7 protein-coding genes are annotated in these 18,569 nt (G+C 67.6%); 2 read left to right on the top strand and 5 right to left on the bottom strand.

Features of this window, described 5'->3' with window-relative positions; genetic code table 11:
- Positions 1–34 precede the first annotated feature (34 nt).
- The 5 genes from pgaD to OC373_RS02850 form a co-directional block, all read right to left on the bottom strand.
- Positions 35–520, bottom strand: a complete 486-nt coding sequence (gene pgaD / locus OC373_RS02870; RefSeq protein ID WP_261997008.1) for a poly-beta-1,6-N-acetyl-D-glucosamine biosynthesis protein PgaD — start codon at positions 518–520, stop codon at positions 35–37.
- Entirely contained in the window at positions 517–1,764 is a 1,248-nt protein-coding gene (pgaC, locus tag OC373_RS02865; protein ID WP_046273191.1) for a poly-beta-1,6-N-acetyl-D-glucosamine synthase, read from the bottom strand. Before pgaC ends, pgaD begins: the two co-directional genes overlap by 4 nt.
- Before the next feature lie 7 nt (positions 1,765–1,771).
- Positions 1,772–3,667 carry a poly-beta-1,6-N-acetyl-D-glucosamine N-deacetylase PgaB gene (gene pgaB / locus OC373_RS02860; RefSeq protein ID WP_070425535.1) on the bottom strand — a complete coding sequence of 632 codons (1,896 nt, stop codon included), beginning with the start codon at positions 3,665–3,667 and terminating at the stop codon, positions 1,772–1,774.
- A gap of 10 nt (positions 3,668–3,677) precedes the next feature.
- Positions 3,678–5,714: a poly-beta-1,6 N-acetyl-D-glucosamine export porin PgaA gene (gene pgaA / locus OC373_RS02855; protein ID WP_070425534.1), complete on the bottom strand. Its 2,037-nt coding sequence runs from the start codon at positions 5,712–5,714 to the stop codon at positions 3,678–3,680.
- 346 nt (positions 5,715–6,060) lie between these two features.
- Entirely contained in the window at positions 6,061–7,272 is a 1,212-nt protein-coding gene (locus tag OC373_RS02850; RefSeq protein ID WP_070427430.1) for an MFS transporter, read from the bottom strand.
- Between the two features lie 513 nt (positions 7,273–7,785).
- Between OC373_RS02850 and OC373_RS02845 the strand changes: the two genes are divergently transcribed.
- Together OC373_RS02845 and OC373_RS02840 are read left to right on the top strand one after the other, a co-directional pair.
- Entirely contained in the window at positions 7,786–9,504 is a 1,719-nt protein-coding gene (locus OC373_RS02845) for a ShlB/FhaC/HecB family hemolysin secretion/activation protein (RefSeq protein ID WP_261997007.1), read from the top strand.
- A 55-nt stretch (positions 9,505–9,559) separates the two neighbouring features.
- On the top strand, positions 9,560–18,547 hold the full coding sequence (locus tag OC373_RS02840; RefSeq protein WP_261997006.1) for a hemagglutinin repeat-containing protein: 8,988 nt from the start codon (positions 9,560–9,562) through the stop codon (positions 18,545–18,547).
- Positions 18,548–18,569 lie beyond the last annotated feature (22 nt).

Genomic DNA, 18,569 nt, shown 5'->3' with positions numbered 1-18,569 from the left:
GGCCGGCACGACCGGTCGGCCAACACCCGCGCGATTACCGGTATGCGACCGCCAATGCCCCCGCGGTGACCCGTACCGGCCGCGCGTGCTCGTCCATGTGCAGCGTCACCGACTTGCCATCGGCCAGCGACGCGGCCACCGCCACGCTCGCGCCGAGGTCGTGCGCCATCTCCTCGCGGGTCACATCGTCATGCGGCAGCCGGCGCTCCTTGCCGGTGAACCGCATGCGGTTGTACTCGGCCCAGGCGATCAGCAGCGCCGCGCAGCACACCAGCATCACCGGCAGCGCGATCACCACGAACGGATCGACCGTCTGCTTCTGTTCGTACAGCTGCGCCCACGCCATCCGCCCGCCGAGCAGCCACGAGATCAGCGTGAACAGCGGTGCCCACAGGTAGAAGTAGAACGCCCAGAAGGCGATGGTCACAAAGCCCCAGGCGGTGCGCTGCAGGCGCGGTTGCTGGCGCGGTTTCTGGATCAGCCGCGAATCGAAGCGGCGGGTGGATTTGACGGTGTTCATCGGATACCCCGGTCAGGACTGACCCAGACCGCGCGCTTGCCACGACGTTTGAACAACGTCTTGGGGAACGCCACCAGGGTCGTGAACAGACTGATGAGCCAGTACGCCATCGGGTACCAGATCACCCAGAAGTAGTTACGTCCAATATGCGTTTCGTAACGGCGGTCGATGATCAGGCTGCTGGCGAACTGCATCAGGCAGACCAGGGCCAGGATCACGCCATGCCACTGCGGCAGCAGCGTGGCGATGTACAGCTCCGGCGGCAGCACCATGAACTTGCCCACCGCCCACAGCACGATGATCGCCAGCATCGTGTAGGCCCACAGCACGCTGAGGATGTACTCCAGCAGCACGCCCCACATGCGGCGCTTGCGCCAGTGGAACAGCGAGCCGCCATGCCGCAGCAGCACTTCCACACCGCCCTGGGCCCAGCGCAGGCGCTGCCGCCACAGCCCCTTCAAGGTTTCCGGCATCAGGATGAAGCACAGCGCATTGGGCTCGTAACGGATGTCCCAATGGTCCAGCTGCAGGCGCCAGCTGATGTCGATGTCCTCGGTCACCATGTCATCGGACCAGTAACCGATCCGGTGCAGGGCCGTGCGACGGAACGCGGCGATCACCCCGGAGATGGTGAAGATGCGCCCGTACACCCGCTGCGCCCGCTTGATCATGCCGATGATCGAGGAGAACTCGGCCACCTGCAGCCGGCCCAGCAGGGTGGAGCGGTTGCGGATGCGCGGGTTGCCGGTCACCGCACCCACGCGCGGGCCCGAGGTCAGGTGCCACACCATCCAGTGCGTGGCGTACTCCTCCAGCATCGCATCGCCATCGATGCACACCAGGAACTCCGAGCGTGCGGCGAGTGCGCCCATGCGCAGCGCATTGGCCTTGCCCAGGTTGCGGTCCAGGTGCACCACCCGCAGCCGCGGGTGCAGGGCGGCCAGCGCATCCAGCCGCGCGCCGGTATCGTCGCTGCTGCCATCGTTGATGGCGATGACTTCGAAATCCGGGTAATTCTGCTTGAGCGCCGAGCCCAGCGTGTCGTCCAGATTCTCCGCTTCGTTGTGGCAGGGGATCAGGATCGAGGCGAACGGATAGACATCCATCGGCGGCGGGTCATCACGGTCACGGGCCTTTCGCTCGCGCCGGAAGAAGTAATACAGGCCGCCGGACATCCAGAAGAACGCCATCACCATCGGGTAGAAGAAGGCGAACTGGAACAGCGCGTAGAGAAGAGGATGCATGGCGACCTCACTTTTCCTCGTACGGGAAGCTGCGGGCCGACATGGCCGCGCGGGCGTCATACGTGGAGGGACGTCCGGCGATGAAGTCATCCGGATACCAGGCGAAATGACGCACGCCCTGCGCCTGTAGACGACGGATCTGCGCGCGCAGGCGGTCGCCGGGGATCGGCTTGCCGGTGCGCCAGTCCAGCGTCTGCAGCTCGAACATCGTCTGCGACAACTGCGGATCGTGCTGCTTCACCGCCACCACCAGCCGGTCCAGCCAGCGTTCCGGGCTGCGGCTGCCTTCCATCCACGGCATCGCCATCAGGGCGGTGTGGTCGTAGGCCTTGTTGAACAGGTCCAGGCGCTGGGCGAACCAGCTGGCGCTCTGCGGTTCCAGCACCGGCTGGGCATACAGGTTGCGCACCGTGCCCAGCTTGGGCCGCCAGCGCTGCGCGGCGTTGCGCAGCTCCAGGGTGAAATCGATGAGTGCCTGGGTGCGTGCACCGTCATCGCCTTCGGGCGGCAACTGGGTCAGCTCGGTGTCGCGCAGGTAGGCGTCATCGTGGAAGAGCAGGCCCTCGAAGTAGGAGTTGATCGCCAGGTCTTCGTAGATGTCATTGATGATCCGGCGCACCTGCGGCCGGGTGAAATCCAGCCGGAAGATGCCATCGCTTTCCGGGCTCTCGATGGCCAGGGCCTTGCGGATGGCCGGGTCTTTGAGCTCGTAACCCAGCACCGGCAGCCACGCGAACACCTTCACCCCGGCGCGCGTCTTGAGCTGCCATGCCACGCGGTTGAACAAGTCCGCACGCATCGGCAGATGCCGGTTGGGGAAGTACAGCGCATCGGCCGAGCCATTGCCGTCCGGATCGGCGAAGGCCTGCAGGAACACGTGGGTCGGGCCGATCTTCTTGACCCGGTCGATCAGCGCATCCAGGTTCTTGCCCTGTTGCACCGGGTCGGTATCGTAGACGGCATCCAGGTCGATCTGCAGCGCACGCATGCCATCGCGTTCCACATCCCGGCGCAGTTCGTAGGCCAGCTGCACCACGGTCGGGTTGTTGGTCACCAGCAAGCGCGCCAGGCCATGCAGATCACGTTTGACCGGCGTGCTGCGCCCTTCCAGGTCGAACGACACCGGCATGCCCAACTGCTCGGCGATATCGTTGCTCAGTGCGTTGTAGGCGGCGTACGGCCATACGATCGCCTTCGGGGTGACCCCGACATTGCGCTGGATGCGCTCCACGCTGCGGCCCAGGTCGGCGCGCAGGCGGGCTTCGTACTCGGCCGCGGTTTCATAGGTCTTGCGGGTCGGGTCGTAGATGCGCGTGATCACCGCCGGCGTGGAGTTGCCCTGCGGGTTGGACTGCACGCCATGGTGCAGGTTGTCGGTGTGGCTGGCCAGTTCGATCAGCCCGCTCTTCTGCATCTCGCGCAGCTGCGCCCAGGTCAGGAAATCATCGCGGGTGAACGGGCGGTAGCCGTAATCGATCTGGCGCCCGGCCGGCATGTCCACGTAATCGGTGATCACGGCGACCAGCGCCGGATAGTTGTAGGCGCGCAGCAACGGGAAGACCTTGCTGTACACACTGCGCAGGCCGTCATCGAAGGTCAGCAGCACCGGCTTGGGCGGCAGCGGCGTGCCGCCCTGCGAGGCGGTGATCAGCTGCGACAGCGAGACCGGGTGATACCCGTGCGCGGACAGCCAGTCCAGGTGCGCGGCGAAGTTCTGCGTGCTGACGGCATACGCATCCGGGTCGCCGCGTTCGGCCACCTCATCGCGGACGTCGTGGTAGCTGAGCACCAGCAACCCGTTATCGGCCGCATCAAGCATGGCCGGTCGTTGCTGGGCCTGGGCCGGCAGCACGACGGTGAGCAGGGCCAGCAACAGCCAGTGGGTCCAGCGTTTCAAGTCCATGTGCCGCATGTCATTCTCCCCACCGCAGGCCGGCATCCAGGCCGATGTGTCGTTCACGCTGCCCGTCATAGACCGGTCGCGACCAGCTGATGCCGTACTCGAAAATGCGTCCTTCGCCGAGCTGCCATTCGTGGCGGTACTCCGCCGAGGGCACGATCGCGCTGCCATACCCCTGCTGCCAGTACTGGCCCACCGAGACCGTCAGGCGATGCCGGAAGTGGCGTTCGTAGTGGCGCCACAGCTGCTGGTCCACGCGCAGGCCGATTTCCACCGAGTGATCCTCGGACGGATTGAAGTAGGGCACGTCGTCGCGGCTGCCGCGGCTGGCGTACAGGCTGCCAAGGCCGTCCAGGAACACGGTGGGCCGCGTCATCAGGCGCTGCTCGATGGCGGTGCTGACGGTATCGCGGCGGTTGCCGTCGTCGTAACGGAACTGGCTGGCGCCCAGGCTCCAGTGGGTACGTTCATCGCGACGATAGTCCGCCGCCAGGGCGATGCTGTCGGCGGTGAGGCCCGAGACACGTGCCTGCATCGAGGCATCCGGATCGTTGCGTGCGGCCGTGATGCCGGCATGCCATTGATCGCTGAACTGCCAGCCGAACCCGGCGCTGAGGCCGGTATCGCCGATGTGGTCATTGGCGCGGTTGACGAAGGCTTCGGCATCGGCGCGCCCGTAGCGGTAGCGCGTGCCCACGCCGACCCGCAGCGGGTCGATGGTCTGGTCCTGGAAATCCACGCTGCGCCGGTCGGCGAAGGCGACCAGCCGCCAGCGGTCGTCCAGGACCGGCGACTGCACTTCCACGCCGTAACGACCGTCGTCGTTGCCCAGCGGTGAGGCTCCGCTACCGCCCGAGCTGCGGCCGCCTTCGGCGTAGGCATGCCATTGCCAGCCGCGGTGCGCACGCCAGCTGCGGTCCATGCGCTGCACGGAAGGCTGGTTGGGGTAGGCGGCAAGCAGGGTGTCGTGGAGGGGGCGCGCCAGGTCATCGCGCTGGATCTGCACGTAGGCGTCGTACTGGCCCAGCCGCGCCGGGACGTCACGCGGGTCCAGCGTGTTGGCCATGCTGTAGCGCTCCAGCGCCCGGCGTGGCCAGCCGCGCATCAGGTAGATGTTGCCCAGCGAAGACTGCGTGCCGGTGTTGCCCGGCCCGATCTCGACCATCTTCTCCAGGTCATGCTGGGCGGTGGGCAGATCGCCGCTGTAAGCGCGCACCATGGCCAGGTTGAGATCGGCCTCGTAGCGCGGCCAGTTCGCATACGGCGCTTTGGCACCGTTTGCCCAGCGCCAGGCCGGCTCATCGGCCTGCCACTTCTTCAGCAGGGCGATGGCGGTATCAGCCTGCTCGTCTTCCAGATAGGCGTAGGCCAGTTCCGACCGCGCCTGCGGCAGCGACGGATCGGCCTTGAGCGCCGCTTCCAGTACCGGGATCGCCTCGGCGGGATGCTGGGTGGCCATCAGCGAATCGCCGACGGCGGCCAGCAGGTAATTGGGAACGGGGTGCCCCTCGGCGAGCAGGCTGCGGTACTCATCGCGTACCTGTGCATGGCGGCCCAGCCGGTTGAGCAGGATCAGGCGGTCGTAGCGGATTCTCAGCGGGGCCTGCTGCACGGTGGTGCCGTCGCGCTCGAGGTACTGCTGCATCTGCACCAGGGCCGCATCGGCTTCATCCAGGCGGGTGTCCTCGCTGGGGCCGTAGGCCAGGCTCCAGCCCACGAGTTTGGCCAGGTAATTGCCTTCCAGCCGTTCTTTCTGGGCGGCGTCGAACAGGTCCGGTCGTGCCAGGTACAGCTGCCAGGCGCGGTGCGCGTTGCCGATGTCGGACAGGGTCAGCACCTGCAGCCGATACAGCAGTTCGTCGTCGGGCGATTGCACCCGGGCCCGCTCGATCACGGCCAGCGCATCCAGCCAATGGGCCTGGTCACGGTAGTGGCCGATCTCGGCCAACGCATCCGCCCGCGGGTCGGCGGATGCCGGAGCCGGAGCGGAGAAAGCGAGTGCGGCGCATGCCAGGCCGACGCTGAGCGCCAGCGGCCGATGGTCGTACATGGAACCCCCCTTGGAGCGTCCTTTCAAAAGTGCGTAGCGTCAAAAGTGTGACGCACATCACATGCCAATCGTGCCTGACTGCGCAGTTGTTGCCAAATCGTCAAGACGCGGGTACGACCGATCAGCCCCCGGGTGGAACCCGGAGGGGAGAGGCAAGTCATTGAATTGCTACACGTTCAACCCATGTCGCCAGCATGGAAAGCGCACTCCATCGCGATGAAGCTGTTCAGCCGGCTGGCGGCGCCAGCGGCTCCGAACACTGCCCGGTGCAGCACACCGGGTCAGTTAGCGACACGCTACGTCAGCAGTTGCGCACAACGCGTGTAGATGGACGCGCCAGCGGCGCTTACCACTGGTCTTCGAGCTTCTGCGGTTTGCAGGCGACCCACGAGGCGCACAACAGCACCACCGCGCACAGCACCAGGAAAGCAAACGGCAGGTGCCAGCCGTCGCTGACGGCATGCAGCCAGCCGAACAGGAACGGGCCCAGGCAGCTGAAGGCATAGCCCACGCCCTGCATGAAGCCGGACAACGCGGCAGAGCCGGCGGGCGTGCGGGTACGCAGGTTGATCAGGGTCAGCGCCAGCGGGAAGGTGGACGGCCCGATGCCGAGCAGCACCGCCCACAGCCACGGGGCCTTCATCGGCGCGAACAACAGGCCGGCGAAGGCGATCAGGAACGCGCTGAAGCCGATCAGCACCAGCCCGAACGGGTTGCGCAGGCGCACGGCCAGGGCCGGCATGGTCAGCGACGGCAGCAGGCCGCAGGCCGCGAAGATGGCCACCATGATGCCGCCGAAGGCCGGCGTCGCACCGGCTTCGACCACGATCCGCGGCAGCCAGGTGAACATCGAGTACGTCATCAGCGAGGTCATGCCGAACATCAGCGTCATGCCCCAGGCCAGCGGGGTTTTCCAGACCTTGCCGTGCGGCGCGCTGGACGGATCGTTGGCCGCGCTGATCGTGTCCGGGTGCGGCCGTGCACGCGAGAGCATCAGCCACGGCAGCGCCGCGGCCAGCGACATCAGCGCCCAGATGCCGAGCGACACACGCCAGCCCGCCTGCTGCGCGACCGGGACCGCCAACAGGGCCGGCATCATCGTGCCGATCTGCAACACGGTGATGTAGAGCGTGCTCATGGTGCCCACGCGGTTGGCGAAGTAGCGCTTCACCAGCGGCGGTACCACCACGTTGCCGATGCCCATGCCGGCCAGCGCCACCACCGAGCCGAACAGCAGGCTGCCCACGCCGCCGGCCATCGACCGCAGCAGCAGCCCTGCGGTGGCCAGGCTCATGGCCAGCAGGGCGGTCCGTTCCAGGCCCAGGCGACGCGCCACTGCCGGGGTGGTCACGCCGAACAGGGCGAACGCTGCGGTCGGCAGCATGCCAAGCACGCCGGTCATGGTGGTGCCGAAGCCGAAGGTCTGGCCGAGCACATCCAGCAGCGGGGTCAGCGAGGTGACCGCGGTGCGCAGGTTCAACGCGGCCAGCAGGATCGCGGCGAATGCAAGAAGGCGCCCGTGCAGCAGGGACTGGGACGGTGGGGTGGGGTGAGTCATCAGCATGTTTCCTGACAGGTGGCGCACCGCGGCCATGCCGGCGCGCGGGTGCAACGGCAGAGACCGGCCAGTGGCCGGCAGCTGCGGGGTAGGGGACTGGGCCGCTGCCGTAAGCAGGGCCAGGACCGGGCATTGTACGGGTTCGATCCCGACAGGTCGCGCAGGGTGGGGCGAGGTGATGCGGCGCGGACGCGACAGGCCCGGCCGCGGGCACGATGCCGCCCCGCGCGCAGCCCGGGGCGCTACGTGTGAAAACGCCTTCACAACAAGGGCCACGCGGTCCCCTTCCATGTGCGCTGCGTCAAAAAAATGACTATTTAGGAAAATCCCTACAAGCGAGCGGGTAGTTCTCTTACGGGGTGGGTGGGGTTTTTGACGGTTCTCATGTCGCGAATAGCTCTTAAATTGGCGGGCCTCCATAGGGGCGGTCTATAGCGAACGATGGTTCGTGCCAGCCCACGTTCGAGATCCTGCATGCCAAACAACGCACTACCCACCCCGGCTCGCGCCGGTATGCGCCGCGCTTCCCGGCGCACCCTGCTCCTGGCCCCGCTGGCCCCGCTGGCCGCCGCCGTCGCATTGATCTGCACGCCGGTGCATGCCCAGCAGCTGCCCGCCCCCGATCAGGAGCTGCTTCGCCAGCAGGAGCGCGAACGCGCCCTGCGCGAGCAGCTTGAAACCCGGCCCGATGCACGTCTTCAGGACGCACCGGTGGCCGCACCGGAGCGGCTGCCCCAGGACGAAGCACCCTGCTTCGTGATCAACCGGATCACCCTGGAAGGCGAGCAGGCCGACCGTTTCCAGTGGGCGTTGCCCGCAGCCAACGTCAAAGGCGATCCGGCGCTCGGCCGCTGCCTGGGCACCGCCGGCATCAACGTGGTGATGTCGCGGGTACAGAACGCGATCGTCGAGCGCGGCTACGTCACCACGCGCGTGTTGGCCCAGCCGCAGGACCTCACCACCGGCACGCTGGCACTGACCGTGGTGCCCGGCACGCTCCGCCAGATCCGTTTCGCCGAGGGCACCCATCGCGACGCCACCCTGTGGAACGCGATCCCGGCACGCAGTGGCGACCTGCTCAACCTGCGGGATATCGAACAGGGGCTGGAGAATTTCAAGCGCGTGCCGACCGCCGAGGCCGACATCCAGATCAGCCCGGCCGAAGGCGCCGACGCCGCACCTGGCCAGAGCGACCTGGTGGTGCAGTGGTCGCAGCAACGGCTGGTCCGCTTCAACCTCAGCCTGGACGATTCCGGCAGCAAGGCCACCGGCAAGACCCAGGCCGGTGCGACGATGTCGCTGGACCACGCGCTGCGCCAGAACGACCTGTTCTACGTCAACCTCAACCATGACGTGTTCAGCGGCGGCAAGCGCGGCACCAAGGGCTTCACCTTCCACTACTCCGTGCCCGTCGGCTACTGGCTGTTCGGCGCCACGCGCAGCGGCTACGAGTACGAGCAGACCGTGGCCGGCAACCAGCAGTCGTATCTCTACAGCGGCGAGAGCTACAACGCCGAAGTACGGGCTACGCGCCTGCTGTTCCGCAACGCGAGCAGCAAGACCAGCATGTACCTGCGTGCCTGGGAGCGCGACTCGCGCAACTTCATCGACGACACCGAAATCCTGGTCCAGCGCCGGCGCATGGGCGGCTGGGAGCTCGGCCTGAACCACCGTCACTTCATCGGCCAGGCCACGCTCGATGGCACTGTCGGCTTCCGCCGTGGCACCGGGGCCTTCGGCTCGATCGCAGCGCCCGAGGAGCTGTTCGGTGAAGCTACCTCGCACCCGAAGATCTACTTCGCCGACGCGCAGCTGAGCCTCCCGTTCCAGCTCGGCCAGCAGCGCCTGCGCTACACCGGCAGCTGGCGAGCGCAATGGAACCGTGGCGGGCTGGTGCCGCAGGACCGCTTCGCGATCGGCGGCCGCTACACCGTGCGCGGCTTCGACGGCGAGATGTCGCTGATGGGCGAGCGCGGCTGGTTGATCCGCAACGACATCGGCCTGGCCCTGGGCGGCGGGCAGGAATTCTACGTCGGCGCCGATTACGGCCATGTCGGCGGCAGCGCCACGCAGTGGCAGGTAGGCAACGACCTGGCGGGCAGCGTGATCGGCCTGCGTGGGTCGTATCGCGGCCTGTACTGGGACGGCTTCGTCGGCGCCCCGCTGAAGAAGCCCTCTGGTTTCCAGAACGCCTACACCGTCACCGGATTCACCCTGAGCTGGTCGTTCTGATTTCAGTGCGGGCGCGTTCGCGCCGCACCGACCGCACGCATACAAAGGAATTGTCATGAACAAGCATCTGTACCGCCTCGTGTTCAACCACGCCCTCATGCTCTGGCAGGTCGCCGCGGAGATCACCCCGCGCCCCGGCGGCGCCGGTACCGGGCAGGATGGCGATCGCACGGCGGCACTGCGCCCGATGGCGTTCGCGCTGTGGGTGATGCTGGGCTGGGTAGGCGTAACCGGCCTGGCGGCGGCGCAGGTGGTCGCGGACCCGAATGCCCCCGGGAACCAGCGCCCGACCGTGCTGGAAACCGCCAACGGCACGCCGCAGATCAATATCCAGACGCCGAGTGCTGCCGGTGTTTCGCGCAATACCTACCAGCGCTTCGACGTTGACCAGCAGGGCGCCATCCTCAACAACTCGCGCGGCAATACGCAGTCGCAGCTCGGTGGCTGGGTGCAGGGCAATCCCTGGTTGGCCGGCGGCACCGCACGGGTGATCCTCAACGAGGTCAATGGCGCCAACCCGAGCCAGCTGCGCGGCTATGTGGAAGTGGCCGGCGACCGCGCGCAGGTGGTGATCGCCAACCCGGCCGGCATCGATTGCGATGGCTGCGGCTTCATCAACGCCAACCGCATCACCCTGACCACCGGCACCCCGATGTTCAATGGCGGCGCGCTGGAGGGATACCGCGTGCAGGGCGGAGCGATCCACATCTTCGGTGCCGGCATGGATGCCAGCCGGGTCGACTACACCGATCTGATCGCACGCTCGGTGCAGCTCAATGCGGGCCTGTGGGCACAGCAGCTGCAGGTCACCACCGGCGCGAACACGGTGAGCGCCGATCTGGGCCGCGTGCAGGCGCAGGCCGCCGAAGGCAATGCGCCGCAGTACGCGCTCGATGTGGCCCAGCTGGGCGGCATGTACGCCAACAAGATCCTGCTGATGGGCACCGAGCACGGCGTGGGCGTGCGCAACGCGGGCAACCTCGGGGCGCAGACCGGCGAACTGGTCGTGACTGTCGATGGCCGGCTGGAAAACACCGGCAAACTGCAGGCGCGCGACGATACGCGTATCGCTGCCAGCGGCGGTGTGCGCAACGAAGGGCTGGTCAGTGCCGGGCGTGAACTGAACCTGCGCGCCGGTCAGGATCTGGACAACACGGGTGGCCAGCTCAATGGCACCCGTCTGGACCTGGAGGCGGCCTCGCTGGTCAACCGTGGCGGCAGCATCGAACAGGCTGGCGTGCAGGTCCTGGCGGTGCAGAGCGGGCGCCTGCAGAACCGTGACAAGGGCAGCATCGGCGCACTGGCCCGGCAGGACGGTACGGCGCCGACCTCACCGGGCGATGGCGACGGCACGGGCAGCCCGGGCACGGGAACCGGCAGCGGCAACGGCAACGGTGGCACCGATGGCAGCACCCCGGGCTCGACACCGCCGGCCACCGCGCCGCTCGCACAGGGCCGCGTGGTGATTGCCGGCGTGCTCGACAACGATGCCGGCGCGGTCCTTGCCGGGGGTGATATCGATCTGCGCGCGGGCGACGTGGACAACGACGGCGGTCGCCTCGGGGTGCGCGATCTGGCCGTGGAGGGGGGCGGCCTGTCCAACCGGCAGGGCGAGCTGACCACGGGGCGCGACCTGCTTGTGCAGGGCCAGGCGCTGAACAACGACGCCGGCGTCATGAACGTCGGCGGCGCGCTGGATGCGCGCACCGCGCAGCTGTCCAACCGCAGCGGCACGATCGCCCACAGCGGCAGCGCACCTGCGCAGCTGCAGGTGGCGGGCACGTTCGACAACACCGGCGGCAGTCTTGCCAGCAACGCTGCCTCGCTGGCACTGACCAGCGCGGTGCTGGTCAACACCGATGGCAAGCTGATGCACGCCGGCAGCGACGGCCTGCAGCTCACCAGCGACATGCTGGACGGCCAGCGCGGCGAGATCGCCACGGCCGGCACACTTACCCTGCGCGCAGGGACGGTCGATCACCGCCAGGCGGAACTGCAGGCCGGCACGCTCGATGTCCAGGTCGATACGCTCGACAACCGTGGCGGCCAGGTGCTGGCCACCGGCAGCGAGGGCAACCGTATCGGGGCGACGAGTGCACTGGACAACGACGGCGGCACGCTCGCCAGCAACGGCGATCTGGCCATCGATACCACCTTGCTGCGCAACGCGGGCGGCCAGGTGCAGCAGGCCGGCAGCGGCCGTTTGGATATCAACGCCACAACGCTGGCCGGGGCGGGCGGCAAACTGCTGAGCAATGGCGCGCTGCAGCTGCAGGGGCAGGCGATTGATGTCTCCGGTGGCATCACCTCGGCGGCGCGCATGGCGATCGATGCCGGGCAGCTGGACAACCGTCGTGGCGAACTGATCGCCACCGGCACCGACGCGCTGGCCCTGCGGGTGACCAACGCGCTGCTCAACGACAACGGCCAGATCATCGGTAACGGTGCGCTCGCCGTGCAGGCCGGGAGCCTGGCCAACCGCGACGGCAAACTGCTGGCGGCAGGTGAGGCGGCCTCCACGCTGCAGGTGAGCGGCGCGATCGACAACCAGCGCGGCACACTGGCCAGCGCCGGTGATCTGAGCCTTCGGGCCGGCCAGCTGGACAACCAGGCCGGCACGGTCCAGGCGGCCGGCGACAGTGCATTGCAGCTGGACGTGGACGGCCTGCTCGACAATCGCCAGGGCGGCCTGGTCGCCTCCGGCGGTGCGCAGCAGCTGCGCGCCGGCAGCCTCGACAACCGCGGCGGCACCGTCAATGCGGGCGATACGCTGGACGTGGCGGTGACGCAGGTGCTGGACAACAGCGCCGGCACCGTCGCTGCCAACGGCACGCTGCAGGTGCAGGCCGGCCGCATCGTCAACCGTGACGCCGGCACGCTGGCGTCCATCGAGGGCGATGTCACGCTCGACAGCGCGAGCGATATCGACAACACCGCCGGTGTGATCCAGGCCGAACGTGCGCTCTCGGTCGCCAGCCAGGGACTGGCCAACGTGCGCGGCACCCTGGCCGGTGGATCCCTTGCACTGGACACCGGCCTTGGCAGCGTGGACAACAGCGAGGGCATCATCGCCGCCACCGCCGGCACGCTGGATGTCCGCAGTGGTGCGCTGGAGAACCGCGCTGGCCTGCTGCAGTCCAGTGCGGCGATGCGCATCGATACTCACGGCCAGCGGCTGGGCAATACCGACGCGGGCGCGCGCGGTGGCATCGTCAGCGGTGCCGGGCTGAACTTGCGTGCCGGTGAGCTGGACAATCGTGCCGGCCTTGTCCAGGCGCAGACGGCGCTGGACGCGCGGCTGGCCACGCTGGACAACCGCAGCGGCGGGCAGGTGGGAAGCGGGGCCTCGTTGCTGCTGCAGGCGCAGCGCGTGGACAACAGCGGCGGCCGCCTGCAGGCTGCCCAGAATCTGACCCTGGATCTGAGCGGTGAGCTGGTCAACCAGGCCGGCCTGGCCGTGGCCGGTGGCGATCTGGTCGCCCATGCCGCGCGCATCGACAACCGCGCCACCGCTGGCGGCAGCACTGCACTCGGCCTGCAGGGCGGCAGCGTGGACCTCGCCGCCGCGCAGATCGACAACAGCACCGGCATGATTGCCGCCGACCAGCACATCGCACTGCAGGCCGGCGATGCACTGTTCAACCAGCAGGGCCTGGTGTCTTCGGCGGGCAGCCTGGACGTGCGCGCCGGTCAGGTCGGCAACGCCGATGGCACGCTGCTGTCCGCGGGCAACCAGACGCTGCATGCCAACGCACTCAATGGCACGGGCCGGGTGTTGTCGCAGGGCGATCTGGTGCTGGCCTTGCAGCAGGATTACCGCAACGATGGCCAGATCACCGCCAACGGCAAGGCCACGGTCTCTACGCAGGGGCTGTGGACCAACGCGGGCAAGGTGCAGGCCGGTGATCTGGACCTGCACGCCGGCCAGATCGACAACCTGGCCACTGGCGAGATCAGCGGCATCCGCACCCAGGTGCGCGCCGATGGCGTGCTCGGCAACCGCGGGCTCATTGATGGTGTGGATACCCGCATCGATGCCGATGTGATCCTCAACGTTGGCACCGGCCGCATCTATGGCGACCGCCTGTCGATCGGTGCCACGACCCTGGTCAACAGTGATGAAACGCTGGAGGGCGTCACCCGCGCAGCCACCATTGCTGCGCGTGAGCGCCTGGACATCGGCGCCGGCTCCGTGGTCAACCGCGAGCAGGCGCTGATCTTCAGTGCCGGCGGTGGCGACAATGCACTCAACATCGGCGGTGCGCTGGATGCGCAGGGCCATGCAGTCGGTCGCGCCGGCTCGGTGCACAACGCCAGCGCGACCATCGAGTCACTGGGTGGCTTGAGTATCGATGCCACGCGCCTGCTCAACAGCAACGAGCATTTCGCCACCACTGAAGTGATGGTGGTGGGCCCGACCAAGAAGCTGTACATCCAGCCCAAGGGCACGCCCGGCATGCATGATGCCAGCGAGTTCACCTGGTCCAGCTGGAGCCGTGCCGGCAAGTACTGGTGGAAGAACGGCAACGGCGACGTCAAGGACTGGACCCAGTACGACGTCACCCACACCGAGTACGAAACCCAGGTCACCTCCAGCGCGCCGGGTCGCATCATTTCCGGCGGCAACATGACGCTGCGTGGCGATGAGCTGATCAACGACAAGAGCCAGATCCTGGCCGGCGGCGCGTTGCTGGGCGATCTCGGCAACCTCCGCAACATCGACGCATTCGGCGAGTACCGGGTGCACGAGGAAGGCACCAGCCAATACACCTACAGTCGCTGGCGCGGTGGTTTCAAGCGCTATCACGAGCGCAAGTGGGACCGGAAGATCGCCTATCGCCCGGCCGATGAAGTGCGCACCATCAATCTGGGCGTGACCCGCACCGAACAGAACACGCGCGATGGTGGCAGCGGCTACCAGGTGGGCGGGGTCAGCACCGGTTCCGTCGGTGGGCAGGTCGGCGGCGCGGCCGAGGCCGGTGCCGTGGGTGGGCAGCGCCAGGTGACCGAAGTCAGCGCCAGCGTGGCCTCGCTGGCCGGTCCCGGCAGCACGGCGGGCACCGGTGCGCAGGGCGCGGCGGGCAACCAGCCGACCGTGATCCGCACCATCGGCGTGGAGGCCGAACTGCCGCAGAGCAGCCTGTTCCAGAGCGGGCCGAATGCCGGCCAGTACCTGGTCGAAACCGATCCGCGTTTTGCCGATTACCGCAACTGGCTCGGTTCGGACTACCTGCTGCAGAAGATGGGGGTGGACCCGGCCAACGTGCAGAAGCGGTTGGGCGATGGGTTCTACGAACAGAAGCTGGTCCGCGATCAGGTCGCCCAGCTCACCGGCCGCCGCTTTCTGGACGGCTACGCCGACGATGAAGCGCAGTACCGCGCGCTGCTGGACAACGCGGCCACCATCGCCGACGCATGGGGCCTGCGCCCCGGCGTGGCGCTGACCCCGGCACAGATGGCCCAGCTCACCAGCGACATCGTCTGGCTGGTCGAGCAGCGCGTCACCCTGGCCGATGGCAGCACCACCACCGCCCTGGTTCCGCAGGTGTATGTTCGCGTGCGACCCGGCGATATCGACGGCACCGGCACGCTGCTGGCCGGCCGCTCGGTGGAGCTGAACCTGCGCGGCGACCTGGTCAACAGCGGCACCATCGCCGGCCGCACCGCGGTGAAGATCGACGCGCAGAACCTGCGCAACCTCGACGGCCGCATCAGCGGTGACACGGTCAGTGCCAACGCGCGTACCGATCTGGACAACCTCGGCGGCCTGATCGATGCGCGCAGCGTGCTGGTCGCCAGCGCCGGCCGTGATCTGAACCTGGTCACCACCACCCGCAGCGGTCAGAACACCGCGGGGTTGAGCGACTTCAGCCGGACCAACATCGACCGCGTGGCCGGGTTGTTCGTGAGCGACCAGGGCGCCACGTTGCTGGCCAAGGCCGGTCGCGACCTGCGCATGGACGGCGCCCAGGTGGTCAATGCCGGCGCACAGGGCCAGACCCTGCTCGCGGCGGGCCGCGATCTCTCCCTGGGCACGGTCACCGAGGCACGCCAGGAAAACAATGTCCGCAACAACGACAATTACCTGCGCCAAGGCTACGAGCGCGAGGTCGGCACTACCATCGACGCAGCTGGCGCGGTGCAGCTGCAGGCCGGCCACGACGTGGACCTGCGCGCCGCGCAGGTCTACAGCAGCGATGGCGCGATTTCGGTGATGGCCGACAACGACGTCACCATCGCTAGCGGCGAGCAGAGCAACAACTGGAGCGAGGGCCGCAAGCACACCCATCGCGGGCTGTTGAAGTCCACCACCACCACCACGCGCGACAGCCTGGAGGAAACCCAGGCCATCGCCAGCACGCTCAGCGGGCACCAGGTGGCGGTGCGCGGCAGCAACATCACCGTGACCGGCAGCAACGTGGTCTCCGATGCGGGCACCGTGCTGCTGGCCGACAACGATCTGACCGTGCAGGCGGCGACCAACACGCGCGGCGAGAGCCACTACAAGCGCAAGGACGAAAGCGGGTTCCTCTATAACGGCGGCGTCGCGTTCACGGTCGGCACGCAGATGCAGAGCCGCGATGCCAAGGACGTGAGCACCAGTGCCGCGGCGTCCACCATCGGCTCCACCGCGGGCAACGTGGTGATGGTGGCGGGCAACAACTACCGGCAGGTCGGCAGCCACGTCGTCGCGCCCGAGGGCGACATCGACATCCATGCGCGCAAGGTCGATATCGTCGAAGCCCGCGAGACGGGCGTCGCCACCCAGGAGGACAAATTCCGCCAGGCTGGTCTGACGGTGGCGTTGACCGCGCCGGTGATTTCGGCGATCCAGAGCGCCGAGCAGATGAAGAAGGCGGCCAGCCAGACCGACGACAGCCGCATGAAGACCTTGGCGGCAGCGACCACCGTGCTCAACACGGCGGCAGCGGTGGGTGCAGTGCAGGCCGATCCGGGTGCGGCGGGCGGCATCAACATCTCCATCACCGTGGGCGGCGCACGCAGCGACAGCAAGACCACCACTACGCACGACAACGCCGCCGGTTCCAGCATCACCGCAGGCGGAGACGTGCGCATCAGCGCCACCGGCGCGGGCAAGGACTCGGACCTGACCGTGGTCGGCAGCAACATCACCGCCGGCAACAACGCGTACCTCCGGGCAGATGGCGATATCGCCCTGCTGGCGGCGAAGAACACGCTGGAGACCGATCGCAAGAGCAGCGCGGCCAGCGGCGGTGTCGGCGTGGCCATCAGCATCGGCTCCGGTGGCGCCAGCGCCGGCATCACCGCCAATGCCAGCGGCTCCAAGGGCAAGGGTGAGGGCACCGACGTGAACTGGACCAACAGCCACGTCAATGCGGGCAACACGCTGGTGCTGCAATCCGGCGGCGACACCACCCTGCGTGGCGCGGTGGCCAGTGGCCGCCAGGTGATCGGCGACATCGGCGGTGACCTCAACATCGAGAGCCTGCAGGACACCTCTACCTTCCACAGCAAGGACACCAGTGTCGGCGGCAGTGTCACGGTCGGGTTGGGCTTCTCCGGCAGCGCCAGCTATGGCAACACCAAGGTCGATGGCGACTACGCCAGCGTGGTCGAGCAGAGCGGGATCAAGGCGGGCGACGGCGGCTACCAGGTACGCGTGGGCGGCAACACCGATCTGATCGGTGGCGTGATCGCCTCCAGCGAACAGGCCATCGCCGACGGCCGCAACCAGCTGATCACCAGCACCTTGAGCGTGCGCGATCTGGACAACCGCAGCGATTACAAGGCCAGCAGCCTCAGTCTGTCCGGCGGCTTCAGCAAGAGCGGCACCGGCGCCCCGTCCAGTGGCGGCAACAGCGGCCGTGGCAACGACGGTACGCCAGGGTCCACCGGTGCGGCCGGGCAGGGCAGCAGCTGGTCCTGGCAGAACTTCGGCAACGATGCCAGCGCTGCCGCACCCGGCTATGCCAGCGACACGGGCAGCGATGCCAGCACCACCCGCAGCGGCATCAGCGCAGGCGGGCTGACCATCACCGATGGCAACGCGCAGCTGGCCAAGACCGGCAAGAGCATCGACGACACCCTGGCCAGCCTCAATCGCGGTGTGCTCAGTGGCGACGATGCCAACGGGCTGATCCGTAACTGGGATCCGGTGGAGCTCGCGCAGAAGGTGCAGGCCGAAGCGCAGATCAGTGCGGCCTTCACCCAGCAGGCCCATAGTGCCGTGGGCAGCTATGTCGCCAGTCGCGGTGCCAGCATCAGGGAGCGTTACGAGGAAGCCTCCACGCCGGAGCAGAAGGCTGCGCTGCAGGCTGAAGCCGATGAACTGCGCACGCAGGAGAAGATGCTCAACATCCTGATCGGCGCGGTGACCGGCTCGGCGACCAGCGCGGTGTCCAAGGAGGCGCTGGCCAGTGCGGCGGACTGGATGCGGCAGGAGATGATCAAGAATTCCAGCATCTTTACCGGCGTGGTGGACCCTGCCAATCCCGAAGTCGACCCGACCTCGAAGGATCCCACGGTGCTCAACAACATCAATGGGATCAGCGTTGGTGTTGACGGCGATGGGATCAAGCTGGGCGGTACGCGCGTCGACCTGGATCAGCTGTGCGGGGAGAGCAACGAGCGCTGCATGACCCTGCCGGGGAGCAAAGCACTCGCCTTGGACGACAAGGGGCGTGTGCAATGGGATTCGGCCAAGGCGAAGATGACGCTGTCGGAGTTTCTGCAGAGCCCGGCAGGCAAGGGCATGGGCGGGCTGACCGGTGGCATCCAGGGCATCGAGGGCACCTTGAAGGGCACGCCGTACGCGTCTGGCGCGTGGCAGGACAGGCTTATCGAGTACTTCGCCGGCCCGCACGACATGATCGGCGGCCAATGGGGTGGCCTGTACGATGAGCAGGGCAATGCAACCCGCGGTCGCCCGTCGCCGCTGAAGATGGTGCATGAAGGATGGAGTGTGGTGGCCATTCCCGTAGCTGCGCCGTTCGCGATGGCCAAGGCACTTCCACCGCAGGTATGGGAAGCGATCTCCATCCTTGCACGCGCGTCGCGGTGAGGATGGCAGGCTGTTCATGGAC

It is taken from the genome of Stenotrophomonas sp. Ste96 (assembly GCF_024519495.1).
Lineage (GTDB): Bacteria > Pseudomonadota > Gammaproteobacteria > Xanthomonadales > Xanthomonadaceae > Stenotrophomonas > Stenotrophomonas bentonitica_A.
The sequence above is the reverse complement of the archived record's forward strand: the minus strand, read 5'-3'. Positions and strand labels throughout refer to the sequence as shown.